The sequence below is a fragment of the Roseivirga sp. genome (assembly GCF_965216855.1).
In the GTDB taxonomy this organism is placed as follows: Bacteria; Bacteroidota; Bacteroidia; order Cytophagales; family Cyclobacteriaceae; genus Roseivirga.
Window position 1 is genome coordinate 2,409,133 of record NZ_OZ244204.1, and the last position, 18,063, is coordinate 2,427,195.

Annotated in this window: 15 protein-coding genes; 7 read left to right on the forward strand and 8 right to left on the reverse strand. The window is 44.6% G+C overall.

Annotation, left to right across the window (positions count from 1 at the left end):
- Nucleotides 1–81 precede the first annotated feature (81 nt).
- From ACOOEY_RS10805 to ACOOEY_RS10815, 3 genes are read left to right on the forward strand one after another with little or no spacing between them, the layout of a single operon-like run.
- Nucleotides 82–1,323 carry a restriction endonuclease subunit S gene (locus ACOOEY_RS10805; protein ID WP_420384723.1) on the forward strand — a complete coding sequence of 414 codons (1,242 nt, stop codon included), beginning with the start codon at nucleotides 82–84 and terminating at the stop codon, nucleotides 1,321–1,323.
- Nucleotides 1,324–1,356: 33 nt separating this feature from the next.
- Nucleotides 1,357–4,650: a type I restriction endonuclease subunit R gene (locus tag ACOOEY_RS10810; protein WP_420384724.1), complete on the forward strand. Its 3,294-nt coding sequence runs from the start codon at nucleotides 1,357–1,359 to the stop codon at nucleotides 4,648–4,650.
- Between the two features lies 1 nt (nucleotide 4,651).
- Nucleotides 4,652–5,632 (forward strand): PD-(D/E)XK nuclease family protein, encoded by a 981-nt coding sequence (locus ACOOEY_RS10815; protein ID WP_420384725.1) that lies wholly within the window; start codon nucleotides 4,652–4,654, stop codon nucleotides 5,630–5,632.
- Here ACOOEY_RS10815 and ACOOEY_RS10820 read toward each other — a convergent pair.
- The 4 genes from ACOOEY_RS10820 to ACOOEY_RS10835 all read right to left on the reverse strand — a co-directional run bounded on the left by ACOOEY_RS10820 (nucleotide 5,629) and on the right by ACOOEY_RS10835 (nucleotide 10,214).
- Complete coding sequence (locus ACOOEY_RS10820; RefSeq protein ID WP_420384726.1) at nucleotides 5,629–5,994, reverse strand: YccF domain-containing protein; 366 nt, start codon at nucleotides 5,992–5,994, stop codon at nucleotides 5,629–5,631. The two genes, ACOOEY_RS10815 and ACOOEY_RS10820, sit on opposite strands and share 4 nt — an antisense overlap.
- A 97-nt stretch (nucleotides 5,995–6,091) precedes the next feature.
- On the reverse strand, nucleotides 6,092–6,703 hold the full coding sequence (locus ACOOEY_RS10825) for a hypothetical protein (protein ID WP_420384727.1): 612 nt from the start codon (nucleotides 6,701–6,703) through the stop codon (nucleotides 6,092–6,094).
- The gene (locus ACOOEY_RS10830; RefSeq protein WP_420384728.1) at nucleotides 6,703–7,863 is read right to left on the reverse strand and encodes an aspartyl protease family protein; all 1,161 of its coding nucleotides are present in this window, start codon (nucleotides 7,861–7,863) and stop codon (nucleotides 6,703–6,705) included. The genes ACOOEY_RS10825 and ACOOEY_RS10830 overlap by 1 nt, the downstream gene beginning before the upstream one ends.
- A gap of 92 nt (nucleotides 7,864–7,955) precedes the next feature.
- Nucleotides 7,956–10,214: a family 20 glycosylhydrolase gene (locus tag ACOOEY_RS10835; protein WP_420384729.1), complete on the reverse strand. Its 2,259-nt coding sequence runs from the start codon at nucleotides 10,212–10,214 to the stop codon at nucleotides 7,956–7,958.
- A gap of 95 nt (nucleotides 10,215–10,309) precedes the next feature.
- Here ACOOEY_RS10835 and ACOOEY_RS10840 point away from each other — a divergent pair, with 95 nt between their 5' ends.
- Nucleotides 10,310–11,284: an isoaspartyl peptidase/L-asparaginase family protein gene (locus tag ACOOEY_RS10840; RefSeq protein WP_420384730.1), complete on the forward strand. Its 975-nt coding sequence runs from the start codon at nucleotides 10,310–10,312 to the stop codon at nucleotides 11,282–11,284.
- Here the strand turns inward: ACOOEY_RS10840 and ACOOEY_RS10845 are convergent.
- Nucleotides 11,281–12,516 (reverse strand): DUF418 domain-containing protein, encoded by a 1,236-nt coding sequence (locus tag ACOOEY_RS10845; RefSeq protein WP_420384731.1) that lies wholly within the window; start codon nucleotides 12,514–12,516, stop codon nucleotides 11,281–11,283. The genes ACOOEY_RS10840 and ACOOEY_RS10845 overlap by 4 nt on opposite strands.
- 41 nt (nucleotides 12,517–12,557) lie before the next feature.
- Nucleotides 12,558–12,881 (reverse strand): Rieske (2Fe-2S) protein, encoded by a 324-nt coding sequence (locus ACOOEY_RS10850; protein ID WP_420384732.1) that lies wholly within the window; start codon nucleotides 12,879–12,881, stop codon nucleotides 12,558–12,560.
- Between the two features lie 55 nt (nucleotides 12,882–12,936).
- On the opposite strand from ACOOEY_RS10850, the gene ACOOEY_RS10855 reads away from it, so the two are divergent.
- Entirely contained in the window at nucleotides 12,937–15,183 is a 2,247-nt protein-coding gene (locus tag ACOOEY_RS10855) for a TonB-dependent receptor (protein ID WP_420384733.1), read from the forward strand.
- A gap of 1 nt (nucleotide 15,184) precedes the next feature.
- The gene (locus ACOOEY_RS10860; RefSeq protein WP_420384734.1) at nucleotides 15,185–15,778 is read left to right on the forward strand and encodes a nitroreductase family protein; all 594 of its coding nucleotides are present in this window, start codon (nucleotides 15,185–15,187) and stop codon (nucleotides 15,776–15,778) included.
- On the opposite strand, the gene ACOOEY_RS10865 is transcribed toward ACOOEY_RS10860, so the two are convergent.
- Nucleotides 15,775–16,476: a methyltransferase domain-containing protein gene (locus ACOOEY_RS10865; protein ID WP_420384735.1), complete on the reverse strand. Its 702-nt coding sequence runs from the start codon at nucleotides 16,474–16,476 to the stop codon at nucleotides 15,775–15,777. The two genes, ACOOEY_RS10860 and ACOOEY_RS10865, sit on opposite strands and share 4 nt — an antisense overlap.
- 35 nt (nucleotides 16,477–16,511) lie before the next feature.
- Between ACOOEY_RS10865 and ACOOEY_RS10870 the strand changes: the two genes are divergently transcribed.
- The gene (locus ACOOEY_RS10870) at nucleotides 16,512–17,006 is read left to right on the forward strand and encodes a hypothetical protein (RefSeq protein WP_420384736.1); all 495 of its coding nucleotides are present in this window, start codon (nucleotides 16,512–16,514) and stop codon (nucleotides 17,004–17,006) included.
- On the opposite strand, the gene ACOOEY_RS10875 is transcribed toward ACOOEY_RS10870, so the two are convergent.
- Nucleotides 16,950–18,056 carry a type III polyketide synthase gene (locus tag ACOOEY_RS10875; RefSeq protein WP_420384737.1) on the reverse strand — a complete coding sequence of 369 codons (1,107 nt, stop codon included), beginning with the start codon at nucleotides 18,054–18,056 and terminating at the stop codon, nucleotides 16,950–16,952. The two genes, ACOOEY_RS10870 and ACOOEY_RS10875, sit on opposite strands and share 57 nt — an antisense overlap.
- Nucleotides 18,057–18,063 lie beyond the last annotated feature (7 nt).

Here is an 18,063-nt window from a genome sequence, read left to right on the forward strand (position 1 = left end):
AGTATTAATGAAGTCTGCTCAGAAATAGTTGACTGTATCAACAAAACTGCGCCAGTAGTAGAATTTGAAACTCCCTTTAAAATGATTAGAACTACTAACGTCAAGAAGGGACGAGTGAATTTGGAGGAAGTCAGATATGTTACTAAAGAGACTTTTAAGAAATGGACCCGCAGATCAAAGCCAAGGCGTAATGACATTATTCTTACGAGAGAAGCACCTTTAGGTGAAGTTGGACTGCTTAGGTCTGATGAGGACATTTTTTTGGGACAGCGACTTATTCAGTATAGAGCAAACCCTGAAAAACTTGATCAGCTATTCCTTTACTACGCTTTTCAAGCACCCTTTATGCAAGGTCAAATATTAGCGATGGGCTCAGGATCTACAGTTGAGCATTTAAGAATAGGAGACTGTGAGAAGATACAAGTGAAATATCCCCCTCTCCCCACCCAGAAAAAAATTGCCTCAATACTTTCTGCCTATGACGAGCTGATTGAAAACAATAACCAGCGCATTAAGCTGCTGGAACAAATGGCCGAAGAGATTTATAAAGAATGGTTTGTGCGCCTGCGCTTTCCCGGTTACCAAAATACCAAAATAGTGGATGGTAAGCCGGAGGGGTGGAATTACCTTCCAATTAGAGAGTGCCTGGAGTTCTACATTGGTGGAGGTTGGGGAGAAGAATCTAGAAGCTCCAATTTCTCAGAACCTGCTTATGTTGTTAGAGGGACGGATATACCTGAATTCAAGGTTGGCAACCTGAATTATGATGTCCTCAGATATCATAAGAAATCAAACCTGAAGACACGAAGACTTCGGCATGGAGATATAATTTTCGAAGTTTCAGGGGGAACGGAAAGCCAATCACTAGGTAGATCAGCATTCGTTTCGAAACAGGTTTTAACTAGATTTGATCATCCTGTAATTTGTGCAAGCTTCTGTAAACTCATTAGAGCAAATTTGGACAAAGTCTCACCGTTTTATCTCTACAGTACGCTCCAAAAACTCTATGCTACAGGTGAAATAATGACTTTTCAGGTTCAGTCTACCGGAATCAGTAATTATCAGTTTGAAGACTTTATAAACTTTCAAAAGATACTAACCCCTTCAGAGGAAGTAACAGGCAAATTTGATCAAGTAATAGAACCTACTTTATCAGAAATTCAAGTCTTGGGTGCAAAAAATGAAACCCTGAAGAAAACCCGAGACCTACTACTCCCACGCCTGATTAGCGGTAAACTAAGTGTAGAGCATTTATTGGAAAACATAGAGGAGGTAGAAGAGCAAGTTCTGAAAGCGGCTGAGCCAACAGCAGATTATCGCTAACAAAATGCAAAAAACTGTTTAAATTACTCGGATATGGCCTTTATCAATGAAACACACATAGAGCAGGCAGATATCCAGTTTTTTGAATTAGTGCTGGGTTATGAGCATATAGATGCCTGGGAAAAACAACTGCTCGGCCGAGATACATTGAAAGAGGTAGTGCTCCGCGAAAAACTGGAGCTCCAGCTCAAAAAGCTCAACCCCAACCTTCCGCAAGAGTGCATAGCACATGCCATTGAAGAACTTTCCAAAAGCAGGGCCTCCCTTTCTCCGCTTATGGCCAATAAGGAAGTATACCAGCTCATTAAAGAAGGAGTTCCTGTTACTTACAACAATGCCGAAGGTAGAAGACAAGATGGCTATGTACAGGTGATTGATTTTAAAGCGCCTGAAAACAATCAGTTTCTGGTGGTTTCTCAATTTTCCATAGAATACCTGCAGGTAGAGGGCATTACCCGCAGACCCGATTTGCTTTTGTTCATTAACGGCCTGCCATTGGTCATGATAGAACTCAAGAATGCCACCGAAAAAACCAGAGTGGGTTTCGATAAAAATCTAAAAGACTACAGGCGGGATATTCCTCAACTATTTTGGTACAACCTCTTTGTCTGTATTTCCAATGGCATTGAAACCAAAGTAGGCAGCTTCAATGCCGAATGGGAACATTTCTTTGCCTGGGCCAAGCTAAAAGATAATGCGGAAGACAACCACCAGCCTTCCCGCTTAGAACTGGAAAAGGAAAGTGAGCATAGCCAAAAGAGGCTCACCTTACAGCGTTTTTCAGAAGGACTTTGCAATAAAGAGGCCTTACTCGATTATCTGGAAAACTTTGTACTCTATCATAAAAACAAGGTCAAGATCATTGCCAAAAACCATCAGTTTTTAGGCGTCAATAATGCGGTAAGAGCCTTTCTCAACAGAGAAGGTAATCTGGGAAAGCTGGGTGTTTTCTGGCACACGCAAGGTTCGGGTAAGTCTTACTCTATGATATTCTTCACCCGGAAAATCAACAGAAGGATTGCCGGCAACTGGTCATTTCTAATCGTCACCGACCGGAAAGACCTGGACGATCAGATTTACCGAAACTTTGTAGAAACCGAAACCATAGTAGTTACCAAAGCCCAAAACGATAATTACTATAGACCAGGTGAAGGGAAAACTTCGGGTAGAAAACAACTGGCGGAATACCTCAACTCTAACCGGAACTATGTGTTCTCCATGATTTTCAAGTTTGGGATTGAAAAGGGGAAGACCTACCCTAAGATCACCGATAGAAATGACTGGATAGTGATCATTGACGAAGCGCACCGCACCCAGTACAAATCACTGGCAGACAATATGCGCATTGCCTTACCCAATGCGCAATACATAGCTTTTACAGGTACACCACTTTTGAGAAATAAGCTCACGGAGAACTGGTTTGGGCCTTATGTATCGGAGTACAACTTTGCTCAGAGTATTGAAGATGGAGCTACGGTGCCCCTTTTCTATAAAAAGAATGTACCCAGCGTAAAGCAGGTCAATGAAGACCTGGTTGGTGATGCTGCCGAAATCCTCGAAGAAGAAAATCTTACAGAGGAACAGATAAGACGGCTTAATCAGGAATACTCCACCCTCTTGGAAGTGGTCAAAAGAGATGATCGCCTCAATGAAATAGCCCGTCACATTGTCAACCATTTCCCCTATCGCCTCGATGTAGAAAATGAGCGCAAGGAAAGAAAGCCCATGAAGGCCATGGTTATTTCTATCGATAAGTTTACGGCTGTTCGCATGTACGACAAAGTGAAGCATGAATTGCTTGAAAAACGCAAGGAGCTCCGCAGACTGATCGCCTCAACTTCAGATGCCGAGTTAAAAGAAAGGCATACCCGAGCGCTCAGATTCATTGAAGAAACAGACATGGCGGTAGTCATTAGCCAGGAGGGAAGCGATAAGGAGGAAGCAGAGAAGTTCAGAAAAGAAGGTTTGGATATTACTCCTCATAGAAAGAGACTAGATGAGCCGGATGAGGAAGGTAAGAATGTGGAAGACTACTTTAAGGATGAAAATCACCCGCTGAGAATTGTATTTGTGACGTCCATGTGGCTTACCGGATTTGACGCACCGGCTGTATCAACCCTTTATCTGGATAAGCCCATGCAAGACCACACCCTCATGCAGACCATTGCCAGGGCAAACAGGGTGTTTGAGGCCAAAAGGAATGGTTTGGTGGTCGATTACTTTGGTGTATTCCGAAACCTCAAAAAGGCACTTTCTGTCTATGCAGAAGGCTCAAAAGGACGAGAAGAAAAAACGGAAGAGGAATTTCCGGTTAAGGAGTTCGAAGAACTTCTCGACTTGTTAAATGCCGCTATTGAAGAAACGCAGTCCTATTGCCTTCAACATCAGGTGAACTTACAAGCCATTATCGATTTAGGTGACAAAGGGTTTAAAGGCATTGAGCTTTTTGATTTGTACACTAACAGATTGCTGATCAATGATCAGGTCAAAAAACAATTTCAGTTATATGCCAATACCATCATTTCACTTTACGATTCTGCTAAACCGGAAATCTACGATTACCCGCTGGTAAAGAAATGGAAAGATATAGTAGAGTATCTCAAGAAGCTGGTCGACAGAAGTGTCGGAAATGATGAAAATCTGGAGAGGGCCAAAAAGCGGGTCTCTGATCTTCTTGATACCAGCGTACTCAGCATGGGTGATTTGCAGGAACCGGAATGGGTATTTGAAACCTCTAAGCTGATTGACCTGAGCAAGTTTGATTTTGAGAAGCTTCGGGCAGAATTTAAAAGTAAACCATACAAACACACCGAATTTGAGGACCTGAAACAATTCATGGCCCTAAAGCTTCAGCAAATGCTCAGGCAAAACAAAACCAGGGGAGGCTTTCTGGAGCGTTTTGAAGAGATAATCGAAGAATACAATACAGGTTCTCTCACCATTGAAGAAGCCTATGAACAGCTCACTAGTCAGATGGAAACCTTGTCAGAGGAAGAAGGCAGGGCTGCAAAAGAAGGTATGTCAGAAACTGAACTAGAACTCTTCGATCTTCTTAAAAAACCCAAACTCACGAAAGAAGAGAAGAAACGGGTGAAGTTGGCTGCCAGACAACTGTTGGAAAGACTCTATGATGCCAAGGCCAGAATATTGGTTTTAGAATGGCACCGTGACAAAAAATCGAGAGAAAAGGTAAAGAGCGAGATACAGCGTGTCTTGGATGCCAACCTCCCGGAATCATATGATCGATCTATTTTCAGTGAGAAGACGGAAGTTGTTTTTCAACACTTCTATCAATTGGCGGAAATGGGGATGGCTTTTGTAAACTAGAATGATGAAGACCTCTCTTTTTAACAGGCTATATACATACAGAGAGCGGGAAGGAAAAAATGCCAAGGAAAATTTCCTCATAGAGTTGCTGGCCTATGCCCTAGAAATAAATGAAGAATTTAGAGTTGGTTTTATTGGTCTAATCGGCCAATTAAAGTCATACATACCTGAAGAGTTTTTGGTAAGTACCCAAGTAGTATATAAGCAAGGTAGGCCTGACCTGGAATTGCATCTCAGTAATGATTGTCATGTATTGATAGAATGCAAGGTTGAAAGTGGGGAGGGAGAAGGTCAATTGGACAGTTATCATAGGATTTTAGGGGAGAAAAAGGTTAAACATGTTCAGTTGGTCTTTCTCACGAAATACTATGAGGACAAAGGGAATCGGTTAATCCATATTCGGTGGTATCAGGTTATTGATTTGTTAAAGAATATAGACCGATCAGAATTACTAAATGAACTACTGAAATATTTAATTGAAGAAGGAATGGAAACCAAAGATTTTAACTTGAATGACCTCAATGCTCTTTCAACAATCCACCAAACTATTTCAAAAATGGATGAGGTTCTGGATCAAACAGGTGGAGGATTTACGAAGGAATTCGGAGCAAAGTTTAAGCAAAAAGCATCTAGAGCAACCGCTTTGAGGGCGGAGAGGTTTTATGGAGACAAAAAGTACTTGGGTGATTCTTACTTTGTTATTGGCTTTCGCGCTCGATGGGGGGATAATTTACCTGAAGTATTTGCTGAATTTGGATTAAGAAAACCTTCAAAAAAGTCAGTGGATGAAATAAAGGCGTTTTGCAATGATTTGAAATGTGAATACAATGAAAATAAGAATCATCATTTTGTTGGAAGGTATCAGAGCCTTCTGTTTGATATAAAAGAAGATAAAGGCATTTTAAACTCATCTATCTTGTTTTTAAACTCATTTCTTGAAGACTTAAAAGCAAGTCAAAATCAATGGAAGGACTTCGTTTAAACACCCCTCCCAAACGGAGCAAAGGCCAGTCCAGCCAGCTTAAAGTGCTGAAAACCAAAGGGAATACCGATAATAGTAATGCAGAAGAATAACCCCCAGAGCAGGTGAGTGAGGAAGATCCAGAATCCGCCAAAGATAATCCAGATGATATTGAGGGGGAGCAAGAGACAGCCACCCGTGGCTGAACCCGGTCTGATTTCCTGACCAAAAGGAGCAAAACCCAGAATCGCCAGCTTAAAGCACTGAATGCCAAAAGGAATTCCCACAATGGTCATGCAAAGCACTATACCACCACAGATGTATTCCAGAGCGATCATCCATCCACCGAAGACGATCCAGATTATGTTGGCTAGTAGACGCATAGGTTTGTAACGAGGCAGTTGTGCTTAAATGTACAAGTTAATAGTTATCGGTTAATCGGAAATCGGGAAGGACTGATTTCTGTTTTCCGATTTCTGATCAACTAACCTCCCTAAAGGAAATTACTTCGGCACTTTCTCTATTCAGTTCAAAAACCGCAGAACGGGGCATATAGTCCAGCAGGTATTCGTGGAAGTAGATCACCGGATCATTAGCGAAGTCAATGCTGTAGATGGAGAGGTTAAAATGACTGAGTACATCGCTCAGCAGGTTTAGCGCATTTTCCTCTTGCCTCAGGGCTTGCTGATAGGCTTCTGAAGCCTCATTGCCCTTTCGTTTTAAAGCGCCTTCAACCGAGGCCTTAATTTTGATATAGTCGTCAATCTGATCGATAGAAAACTTCTGGGCAAAGGGCATCACCTCGTCTGCAGTTTCAAAGAGCCTGGCCAGCTGCAATTCTTTCACTCTCATTTTAGTGGTGTCCTGCAACACCAGTAATGCCTTTTGAATGGGTTCCTGACTTTCCAGGTAGGCGAGGTCTATTTTCTGAAAGCTCACCGGCTCATACGATCGATAATCATCATTGTGCTGCATAAAGAAATAGCGAATCTCTGCCTGCCATTTTTCATCCTCCGTGCGGCTGTCGCAGGATAAAAAAGTGAGGGTTGCTAAGGCAGTGAGTAGCAGGAGGTTTTTGAAGAGCGCTTTCATCAGATGATTTTTCGGGGTTTTAGACTGACTAAAATAGTCTTGTCTTCCCTAATCACCTCAAGTTTAACATCTTTTCGCAAAGGGTGAACATAATCCGAAAAGGTGGTGCGAGAAAAATTACGCTGTCCGTCTACTGTTTTTATTTTGTCGCCTACCAGTAACCCGGCTTCTGAAGCAGGTGAATTTTCTACTATGGCCTCAATTTCCAGCATGCCATCTACCGGAATGAGTTTAAGTCCGCTAAAGTTTTCTCTAAAGGCTGCATCATAAAGCTGGCTGGGTTGGTAATACATCACCTGATCGGCATAGTCGAAAATCAGGTTGAAGCGTTTGAGTATTTCCAGGCCGATAATACCATTCACACTGGTGCTTCCACTCACCCCGCCCTTGCCGGTAGCCATGCGGATAGGAAAACCCTGAAACTCATGTCCCAGTAATTCAAACCCGGGAAGTCGGCCAACATAATCGGTGGAGGCAGAGCTCAGGGCATTGGTGGTATAAGGATAGTTGGGGAGCACTTGCTGCTCCAAAGCTTCCTGTCTGACCAGCGGACTGTTGATACGCAAAGACAGCGCTGCACCGGTATCGATCAGATAAGGCCCCTGTAGCTTCATGCCATTGGCCAGGTTCAGCTGACCGGTAATAACTGGTATTCTGAAGGGGCGGAGGGAAAACTCTATGGATTGAAAATCCTTTGGCAGCTCAAAGTCGGACTTGTTGTAGAAACGTATTTCAGAAGCATCGAAATTAATTTCGGTGATATATCTGTCCAGCAGAGTTCCGCCAATCACCCCATCGAGTGGATGTTCCTCATCACCCAAATGGTCGAGGTTCATTAGCAAAAAGGCTTCACCTCTGGCTTTTAGTTCTCCCAAACCAATCTCATGATTGGCAGAGGCTTGTATTTGAGTCATGCCCGAAGCGCCACTTACCTGCTGACTGCCGGTAATCGCAAAATCGAGTTGAGAGGCTACATCTTCATGGAGCAGGTTAGCTCTGGCCCCTGTGTCGAAGGCCATGCTTAACGGCCGACTTCCATCGATAGAGACTTGTACATAGATGTGACCGTTTTGAATTTCAAATGGGATGGTACCGACAGGCTCTTGACTGAAGAGGGGGAATGATAATACCAGGAGTAGGGTGATGCTCAAGTTTTTCATAACAATACCCTTTAATACTGAATAAATGAGGAGAGGTTACCTTAAGGATGTCATTAGCAGGACGGTTATTTCCACCCTGCCAATGACTTATCTTAATGGCCGAGCATACTGGCCGGGATTTCCTGCTTCTCTATTCCGGGGCCAGAGATATAAGCCTTCAGCCCTTCTCCACCTCCGGCTTCAAAGTATCGGATGAGTAAAGGGTGAGAACCTGCTTTAAGGGCTACCTCACCCATCCGCTCTTGAGCACCATGCAGCCCATCGTTGTTTACGATCATCTCATTGCCGATAGAGAGTGTACTACCATCGTCTGAGGAGGTATAGAAAGTATAAATACCATCAGTAGGCACGTTGATAAAGCCTTGCATAATCAGCCCGAACTGATCGGGTTGTTCCTGTGGTAGCACAATGCTTTCAGCAACATAGGTGCGGTTTGGTCTGCCGCCAATTCTTCTCACACTATTGAAGTTGCCTTCGATCAGCCTTACGCTAAGTCCTGCATCCATTTTCAATGGCTTCACTGATTCTAATAGTTCAGCCTTTTGATAGGTTCCGCTTACCACCGGACTGCTCTTTCCTGTAGCCGTAATGGTAACCGCCTTGATTTCTACTGGCTTTTCAGCAATGTTAATCCGGATTGGGGTCTTGTACAAAGTAGAGTTGGCGGTTGGCTCACTACCATCTTCCGTGTAATAGATTTCAGCACCATCATAAGGGGTGGAAAGCTCAATTTGCATTTCATTCTCCAGAGTAAGTCCCTGTCTTAGTCCCGCAGGAGCAGCTACATGATAGTTGACATCTCGGGCATCGAGTAGCTTATACTGATACTTGAGTTTCTTCTGAAATTTGTCCCAGTCCTTATTCTCAGGGTTAGACCAAACCGTTTCTGCCAGGGCCACGGCACGGGGATAGACCATATATTCTACATGGTCTGATGTTTTCATATACTCCGTCCATACATTGGCCTGTGCTCCCAGAATGTATTGGTGATGTGCTTCATCCAGGTTTTGAGGAATTGGCTCGTAGTGATAAACACTTTCAACCGTAGTGAAGCCACCAATAGCCAAAGGCTCATTTTCAGGATCGGCCTGATAATGATCGAAGTACATGTCACCATTCGGAGTCATAACCACATAATGCTCTGCTTCTGCAGCTTCTATGCCTCCTGCTTCGCCTCTCCATGACATTACCGCAGCACCCGGAGCCAGGCCTCCTTCGAGAATTTCATCCCAGCCAATCAGCTGGCGGCCATTGGCGTTTAGAAATTTTTCTATACGCTGAATAAAATAGCTTTGCAGTTCAAACTCATCCTTTAAACCCTCCCTTCTGATTACTTCCTGTGCTACTTTACTCTTTTTCCAGGCCGTCTTAGGAGCTTCATCTCCACCAACGTGGATGTACTTACTTGGGAAAAGAGCCATTACCTCCGTCAGCACATTTTCCAAAAACTCGAAGGTCAGTTCACTTGGGCAGTAGATATCGTCATAAACACCCCAGACTGTTCCGACCTCATAAGGGCCTGGAGCACAACCTAATTCAGGGTAGGCCGCCAGAGCAGCCAGTGAGTGACCAGGCATTTCAATTTCAGGAACAATGGTCACCTGTCTTTCCTGTGCGTAAGCTACAATCTCTTTCACTTCTTCCTGGGTATAGAAACCACCATAAGGCTGGCCATCACCCACATAAGGGTCGAAGTTCTTTTCCAGAATAGTTTCTTTCCTTTGGCTTCCGATTTCCGTCAGCTTGGGATACTGTTTAATCTCAATTCTCCACCCCTGATCTTCAGTGAGGTGCCAGTGAAAAGTATTGAACTTATAGAAAGCCATCAGGTCGATGTATTTCTTGATGAAATCGGGAGGGAAGAAATGACGACCAACATCCAGGTGAAGTCCTCTCCACTGGAAGCGTGGTTCATCCTGAATTTCCAGGTAGGGAAGGTTGGCAATCTGCTTACCCGGAGGCAGCATTTGAATCAGTGACTGTACACCATAGAAAAACCCGCTTTCATGACTGGCACGAATATGTACCCCTGTGGCATTCACGCTTAATTCATAGGCCTCTTCTGCCATGCCGGCTTTTGCTTCGAAGTGTATTTCTGCACTACCCTCTTTGGCGATGTGTGAACTCCATCCGGCCGTTTTCAAAAAGTCATTGAGGAAACTCATGGGCTGGCTGGCTGTTTCATTGTCAGCCATCAGCGCTGGCATTCCGTTGAGCGCATAGTGTTTGTTCATCTCAACCGTCATGCTTTGGGGTTCCGGAACAATGGCCGGCTCAATAACCTTTGCTGGTTTGGTTGTACAACCAATGAACAGGCACAAGGCGAGTATAGTAGTCAAAAAATTCTTCATGGCGGAAGTTAACCACATGCTCTAAAAAATAAAATGCTTTGATAATTGGTAGGCGGGGTAGAGGGGTTTTTGATAAATTGAAAAAAATTTTTCTCATGGCAGACAGACGTAAGTTTTTAAAGTCGACCATCTTCAGTGGTCTGGCAGTAAGCACCGCTTCACTCTCAAGTATCTCATGTGCTCCTCAAAAAGCACCTACCAAACCCATTGTAATTTCTACCTGGAATCACGGTATGGAAGCCAATGCAGCGGCCTGGGAGGTATTGAGTAAAAAAGGCAGGGCGCTCGATGCTGTGGAAAAAGGCGTAATGGTAACAGAGGCCGATCCTGATAATGCTACTGTGGGTATTGGCGGATTTCCTGATCGCGATGGCAATGTGACTTTGGATGCCTGTATCATGGATGAAAATGACAACTGTGGCTCAGTGGCCTTCCTTCAAAACTTTATGCATCCTGTTTCAGTAGCCAGAAAAGTGATGGAAGAAACCCCTCATGTGATGTTAGTGGGTGAAGGTGCCAGACGTTTTGCTGTCGATCAGGGATTTAAAGAGGAAAACCTGTTAACCGAAAAGTCTGAAGCGGCCTGGAAGAAATGGCTTGAAAATCAGGACTACAGCCCGGTCATTAATATCGAAAACCACGATACCATTGGTATGGTAGCCTTAGATGAGGACGGTAACCTCTCGGGGGCTTGTACTACCAGTGGTGCGGCCTGGAAGATGCATGGTCGTGTGGGAGATTCTCCGATCATTGGAGCAGGCTTATTTGTCGATAATGAAATTGGAGCGGCTACCGCTACCGGCCTGGGTGAGTTTGTGATTAAGATATGCGGGTCGCATATGATTGTGGAGCTCATGCGCCAGGGTTATTCACCTCAGGAAGCCTGTGAGCAGGCGGTAAATAGAATTGTGAAGAAGTACCCGAATAACTACAAAAACCTTCAGGTTGGATTCCTGGCATTGAACAAACAAGGGGAATATGGTGCATACGCCATTCACCAGGGTTTCAACTTTGCAGTTCGGTCAAATGATGAAAATGAGCTGATCGATGCAGGGCACTACAATGGCTAGTCTTTAGCCATAGACTGTAGCTTGCCATAGGTGAGGGTTCTCCACAACCATTCAAACGGGCCGTATTTGAAGTAGGACAGCCATATGGCTGAAACACTGGTAATAAACACCCAGATACCAAGGACAAATACTGCCTGTAAAGAACGGTCTACATCTCCGAATAGCGCCAGTCCCTGCCCATAGAAAACAAAGGAGCAGATCAGAGAAATGAGTATGTAATTGCTCAGGGCCATACGGCCCACTTCAGCCAGCCTCTTAGCCAGAAAACTTCGGGTCGATGATTTACAGAAGAGCATCACAATGCCTATGTAACCTAAGGCCATTAATATGCTTCCCCAGTAATTGAGTTGTGAAAGGAAGAAATAGCTTAACCTGAAGTCCCACTCAAAATTAAAGTTGAGCATAGTACCTACTGCTACCAGGGGTAAGCCCAGTCCCAAGCCATAGCCTACCATTTTGAGGTAGAAACGATTAGACTGCTTGGCTTTGAAAGCCTTTCTGCGGTATAGGGCCATACCGATCAACATCATGCCGGCATATTTCCAGAATCGTTGAAAGACAAACTGTGAGGTTTGGTTATCGAATGCCTGCGGGGCACGGTAAAGAATCTGTCTCTCCCACGGGCTGGTATAGTAGTCTATTTCCTCGGAAATGTCTGTAGCATCCGGTTGCCAGATTTCGGTTCGGTTGGCCTCATATTCACCCGGCTCCCAAACAGGTACAGAATATCCCAACACCAGGCTAATGGCCGAGCCAATAATCAGAAAGATGACTGCCGCTCTTATTTGGGTAGAAGATTTCTTCCTCCTGAAAATAAACATCAGCAGCCCTGTAATGGCAAGGCTCAGCAGCACATCGCCATACCAAAGCAGATAGGCATGGAGAATTCCGAAGACACCCAGGTAGATAAGCCGTTTATTCTGCAGGTCACTGGACCTCAGGTGTTCCTTTCGGGCCTTTTGAGAAAGCATTACCATACTCGCCCCAAAGAGCATCACGAAAATGGCTTCGAATTTACCATCGGTAAATACATGACTTACAATCCAGACATAGAGGTCATTGTTGGTCAGGTTTTCGTAAACGGTTGGATTAATGTAGGCGGCCATGGGCATGGCAAATGCCTGGATAGTCATAAACACCATTCCCAATACGGCAACACCCCTTAGAATATCTATTGAGGCATGCCTGTTTTTAGGCTCAGTAGGTGTCAGAATGTAAGATGCGTTTGCCACGAAGTGGAAAAATATACATTTGAATTGAATTGGAAAAGGCCTTAATGCAGGTAAATGAAAACTCCCTCTTCATTAATTTCTACCTGATAAGTCTTGAGGTCGCGACATCTGCTGCCTGATTCTTTTCCACTTTGAAGTGCGAACCTATATTCATGAAGCGGACAAATTAACTCTTTGAAGTCTGTGATATGGCCTTCGTCTAATGGATGGTTTTGATGCGGACAAAGCAATTCAAAGGCAAAGTATTCACCATTGTGTTGAGCCAGGCAAAACCGGGTATCGCCCACCCTCAGTCTCCTGATGGACTGTTTCTCGAAAACTTTTTCCAGGCTTTCCCGTGAATCAAAAACTTTAACGGCTTTCAATAGTAGTTTTATTATTTGCTTTCAGGCCTCAATTTAACAAGTAATATTGCGCTGCATGTTTAGATTGCTTTTCATTTTTACGGGAATTACCCTAAGTCTGACGATCTCTGCCCAGGTGGTGACGGTGACAGATCAGGCATTGAAGCCTGTAGAATCAGCTACAATCAGTAGTGAGTCAGGAAGGACATGGGTGACAGATGCTATGGGCCAGGCTACCCTTGATCTGAATGAAGCACAGCAGCTCTATGTACAGCACGTTAGTTTTTTATCTAAAGCCATTTGGGTGAAACCAGGTCAGAATCAGAGAGTGGTACTTCAGCCTCAGGTCGGTCAGTTAAATGATGTCGTGGTGGAGGGTTTTGCTGACGATGAAAAGCTTTCGAACCTGGCCGGGAGTATCGCCAGGCTTGAGCCTGCCGACTTGAAACGATTCGATCAGCTGTCGTTGGTGTCAGCAGTAAATACTATTCCCGGTGTACGTTTTGAAGAAAGAGCAGGGTCCAGCTATCGGGTGTCAATCAGGGGCAGCTCAATTCGTTCGCCCTTTGGCGTAAGAAATGTAAAAGTTTATTGGAATGGCATTCCATTCACTGAGCCCGGAGGTAATACTTTTCTCAACCTGTTGGATTTAGCCAATGTGGGAGAGATGGAAATTATTAAAGGCCCGGCCGGTAGTGCTTATGGAGCAGGTAATGGTGGGGTAATGAAACTAAAAAGCACCAACCTGTCTCAGCTTTCCAATGCCACTTCCATAGGTTTACTAGGCGGTTCCCATGGCAATTTCCGCAGTCAGGTACAATCGAACTGGCTGGGTGAAAAGACCAGCGTTACAGCTAAATATGCTTATCAGCAATCTGACGGATATCGCGACCATAACGAAATGCAGCGCCATACAGGAGAAATAGATATGCTGTATTTTCCGAAAGCTTCGACTACCTATTCGGTCTCCTTATTGTATTCCGATTTGTTCTATGAGATTCCGGGAGGACTTAATCCTACACAGTTGGCTGCGAACCGCAGACAGGCCCGGCCGGGTAGTGAAGACTTCAATGCCTCAATAGACCACCAGTATTTCCTGGTAAGAGGGGGACAGGAGCATGAGTTTTCTTCCACTTTCAGAAGCGATATCAATGCTTATTTCTACACCCGTCACTTCGAGAACCCATTTAATCTGGATTATAAGCGCGATGAGGAAAATGGTGTCGGGCTGAGATTTCAACTGGAGAACGACTTTGAACTGTTTGGCAGAAACGCTTCCATTACCTATGGCCACGAATTGCAAAGAGCCAACTTCAAAGGAAAGAACTTTGGCAATGTAGCTGGCGAGGCGGACACCATTCGCTTTTCGGATAAACTGGTGAATGACCTTTCGTTTTGGTTTGCTGATGCCAAGCTGAATCTGGCTGATGGTCTTAAACTCACTTTAGGAGCCAGCCTCAACCACATTCAATATGACATCAATCGACTGGAAGATAAAATCAATAATACGCCCGGCCGTGTAGTACAGGAGTTCGACAGGGTGTTTAGCCCGAGAATAGCTTTGAGTAAGGTATGGAGCCCTTCTTTCAGCACACATTTATCAGTTTCTCATGGTTACTCACCACCTACCAGCACAGAAATCAGAACCAATGAGGGAACGATTAACTCGGCCCTGCAACCTGAAATAGGAGTGAACTATGAATTGAACCTGAGAGGTGCTTTTGTGAAAAGCCGCCTTTCCTATGACCTGGCTTTGTTCACCTTCAAGCTGGATGAGTCTATCACTACCGAAACCAACAATCAAGGGGTTGTGCTCTTCAGAAATTCAGGGCAGATCGATCAGCAGGGACTGGAAGCGGCACTGGCCTGGGATTGGCTGGGTGCTGAATCCTTGCGTTTCTCTAAACTTCTTACACGACTATCCTATACTTACCATCACTTTGAATTCAGTAATTATGTAGATGGTGGAGATGACCTAAGTGGCAAGGCTCTTCCGGGAACTGCTCCAAATGTTGTGAGCATTATGACTGATTTGGCCCTGAACTCCAGCTTTTATGCCAACCTGACCTTTCAGTATGTAGACGAAATTCCTCTTAATGATGAGAATACGGTTTATGCGGATGCTTATGAATTGTTCCAGCTGAGACTGGGGTATCAGATGGGAACTGCCAGGGCAGATTACGAGTTTTTTGCAGGGGTAGATAACTTGTTCAATGAAGACTACAGTTTGGGCAATGACCTGAATGCTTTCGGACAAAGATATTTTCAACCCGCTCCGGCCAGGAGTGTTTACCTAGGTATTAACCTGAAAATCAAACATTGAAATGACAAATTTAGATAGCTCACAAGTTTCAGAACTGATCAGAAGCAGAAGGTCCATATATCCGGCTCAGTACACCAGCGAACGGGTAGATGATGATATCATTCGCGAAATGCTCGAAAATGCTAATTGGGCCCCTACGCATAAGTTAACAGAACCCTGGAGGTTTGTGGTCTTTAAGGGTGAAGGCCTACAAAAGCTGGCTACTTTTCAGTCAGAGCTTTACAAGAAAGTATCTCAGCAAAAGGGCACTTTTAAGGAAGGCACCTATGATAAGCTGGCGGCTAAACCGCTGATGGCTTCCCACGTGATCGGTATCGGTATGAAGCGCGATGAAAAGGGCTTTGTTCCGGAAGAGGAGGAGCTGGCATCTGTAGCTATGGCTGTCCAGAATATGTACCTGACCGCAACAGCTCATGGTGTTGGTTGCTACTGGGGTTCTGGAGGGGTTACCTACTATGAGGAGGCTAAAGAATTCTTCGGCTTAGGTCCAAACGACAAGTTTCTGGGCTTTCTGTTTGTAGGCACCGTGAAGGAGGGCTTCGCTGCTCAGGGAAGGCGTAAACCAATTGAAGAGAAGGTCACCTGGGTAGGTTAAAAGACTAATTGCCATCTAAAGGCCCACATCCACTTGAGATGGAAGCGGTCGATTTCCGCATCTTTCATGATCTGAACCAGTTCTTTTCTTTTGAATGATCGAAGAACGGATAGCGGCCCGTCATTTTTCACCATTTCCGATTTGGAGAAAAAACGGGTAAGCAGGCTGATGGAATGGTATGCCAGCCAATGCCTGTGGAGGTCATTAATCACTACTCCAATTTGGCTCTGTGTTTTAAATTGGTGGAAAATACCCGTGAGCTGCTCCTCGGTAAAGTGATGAGTAAACAGGGTACATAGAATAATATCGAAACGCCTTTCTTTGAAGTCTTCGGAGAAGATGTCTTGTACTTCGAAGCGAATATTTTCGAAGTCCTTACAGTTCTCTTCTGCATAGGCAATGATGTTAGGATTGGCATCGAAGCCCACCAGCTCTACTTCCAGCTTTTTATGTTGCGCCCACTTGGCAATGAGCTTTAATATATCTCCACCGCCACAACCCAGGTCAGCAATGACCAGTTTAGCAGGTTGTTTGCGTCTGATGAGCCTGACAATACCATCAATGGTCACGAAGTTGCCTCCCAGCCATTTGTTAATGGTTTCCAGTTCGCGAAGGGTTTGGGGAATTACCGGGCCGCTGGCTTCCAGGTCATCCATCAACTCTTCATCGTATGCTCTGTTTTTAAATCGCTTGCTCATGTCAGGGCTTTAAACATAATCATTAAATTCATGCTATGGTGAAGCGGTTGATTTTATGTTGTGTATTTCTTGGGCTGTTAAGCCTTGAAATGCGGGGCCAGCAATCGACTCAGGAAGAAACGGAGTCTTTCATTTTAGAAGTAATGGCCTCCTATAAAAACCCAATGGCCTATTATCCTTTGCGGAGAGATCTTTTTCTGCCTGGCCAGGCAGAGATTGATTCTTTGAACCAGTTAATGGATAGCTACTCTTCACCTCATGTGATGTACAAAATTCTTTTTGTGTACGATGACAGCTTGAAAAGGGAGCCATTTCTTGATGCTAAGGGACAGATGCTTTTTCCATCGAGGATAAGCGGGTCGCATAGTAGCAGAACCAATGGCTTTCAGTATTTCAGGCGAAAACAGGAACGCCTAATCCGTTCGAGCCCTGAGTTGGGCAAGTTTCTGCTTTATAATCGAATGTTTAAAGAATCAGGCGATTTGGAGAAGCATGGACTCCATAGTGAGACCGGGGCCAAAGGCCAGTGATAGTATTTGTTCTCCCTGCTCATCTTTTCCGAGGCTATCCCACAAAGTTTTGATAACAAACAGAATGGTTGGAGAAGACATGTTGCCATAGCTCTCTAAAGTTTTTCTACCGGCCCAGTCTGCTTCCTTGCTTAACCCTAACTCAGATTCTATCACTTCCAGAATTCTTTTCCCTCCGGGATGAAAAGCATAGTGGGAGATATTCGGTTTGTCGGCCTTCGCCTTGAGTCTTTCTACCAGTTGATGAATACCTTTTTCAATCAGTACCGGTACATAGGTGCTCAGGCGCATCTCAAAACCATGATTGCCAATATTCCAGGCCATCTCTGAAGAGCCTTCAGGATAAATTTCATTGAGAAAGCTATTGGGTTGAAGCACTACTTCTCCCAAAGCATCTTCCTTATCAGCCGACATGATCACCGCTGCGGACCCATCGCCAAAAATGGCATTGGCCAGCAGGTTGTCTTCATCCGACTCCTTTTGAAAGTGGATGGTACATAGTTCGGTAGAGACAATCAGGACTTTAGCCTTCGGATTAGCTCTGCAAATCTGATCACCCAGCTTAATACCTGTGAAAGCAGCGTAACAGCCCATAAAGTTTACGCAGGTTCTCTCAATGGAAGTATTGAGGCCCAACATATGAACGAGGTCTATATCGAGACCGGGAGCATACATGCCTGTGCAACTGATGGTAATCAGGTGGGTAAAATCCTGAGCCTGTAGTCTGCTTTGACTCAAGGCATTCTGAATGGACTTTAGGGAGAGTTTAGCCGCCTCATTTCTATAAAGGTTCAGCCTCTGTTCGGTAGAAGGGAAGGGGGCTAATTGATGGTTTTTCGGATAGAACTTCCACTCTTCGAAGTGGGAGGAACTGTAATCGGGAATAACGGAGTATCGGCTTTTGATTCCGGTGGCTCTGTATAAGGCCTTAAGCCGGTTGAGTTCATCGCCCTCAAAGCCATGTGCCTTCCCCATAAACTCAAAGACTTGCGTCTGATCTATCTGATTATCCGGATTGGCCAGGCCAATGGAGATTATGTTACTACCCACAACTCTA

Bases quoted from the DNA above. Each gene is read 5' to 3' on its own strand.
- ACOOEY_RS10815 (WP_420384725.1), top strand. From the start codon at position 4,652: ATGATGAAGACCTCTCTTTTTAACAGGCTATATACATACAGAGAGCGG.
- ACOOEY_RS10810 (WP_420384724.1), top strand. From the start codon at position 1,357: ATGGCCTTTATCAATGAAACACACATAGAGCAGGCAGATATCCAGTTT.
- ACOOEY_RS10840 (WP_420384730.1), top strand. From the start codon at position 10,310: ATGGCAGACAGACGTAAGTTTTTAAAGTCGACCATCTTCAGTGGTCTG.
- ACOOEY_RS10860 (WP_420384734.1), top strand. From the start codon at position 15,185: ATGACAAATTTAGATAGCTCACAAGTTTCAGAACTGATCAGAAGCAGA.
- ACOOEY_RS10865 (WP_420384735.1), bottom strand. From the start codon at position 16,476: ATGAGCAAGCGATTTAAAAACAGAGCATACGATGAAGAGTTGATGGAT.
- ACOOEY_RS10805 (WP_420384723.1), top strand. From the start codon at position 82: ATGATTAGAACTACTAACGTCAAGAAGGGACGAGTGAATTTGGAGGAA.
- ACOOEY_RS10870 (WP_420384736.1), top strand. From the start codon at position 16,512: ATGGTGAAGCGGTTGATTTTATGTTGTGTATTTCTTGGGCTGTTAAGC.
- ACOOEY_RS10835 (WP_420384729.1), bottom strand. From the start codon at position 10,214: ATGAAGAATTTTTTGACTACTATACTCGCCTTGTGCCTGTTCATTGGT.
- ACOOEY_RS10855 (WP_420384733.1), top strand. From the start codon at position 12,937: ATGTTTAGATTGCTTTTCATTTTTACGGGAATTACCCTAAGTCTGACG.
- ACOOEY_RS10820 (WP_420384726.1), bottom strand. From the start codon at position 5,994: ATGCGTCTACTAGCCAACATAATCTGGATCGTCTTCGGTGGATGGATG.
- ACOOEY_RS10825 (WP_420384727.1), bottom strand. From the start codon at position 6,703: ATGAAAGCGCTCTTCAAAAACCTCCTGCTACTCACTGCCTTAGCAACC.
- ACOOEY_RS10830 (WP_420384728.1), bottom strand. From the start codon at position 7,863: ATGAAAAACTTGAGCATCACCCTACTCCTGGTATTATCATTCCCCCTC.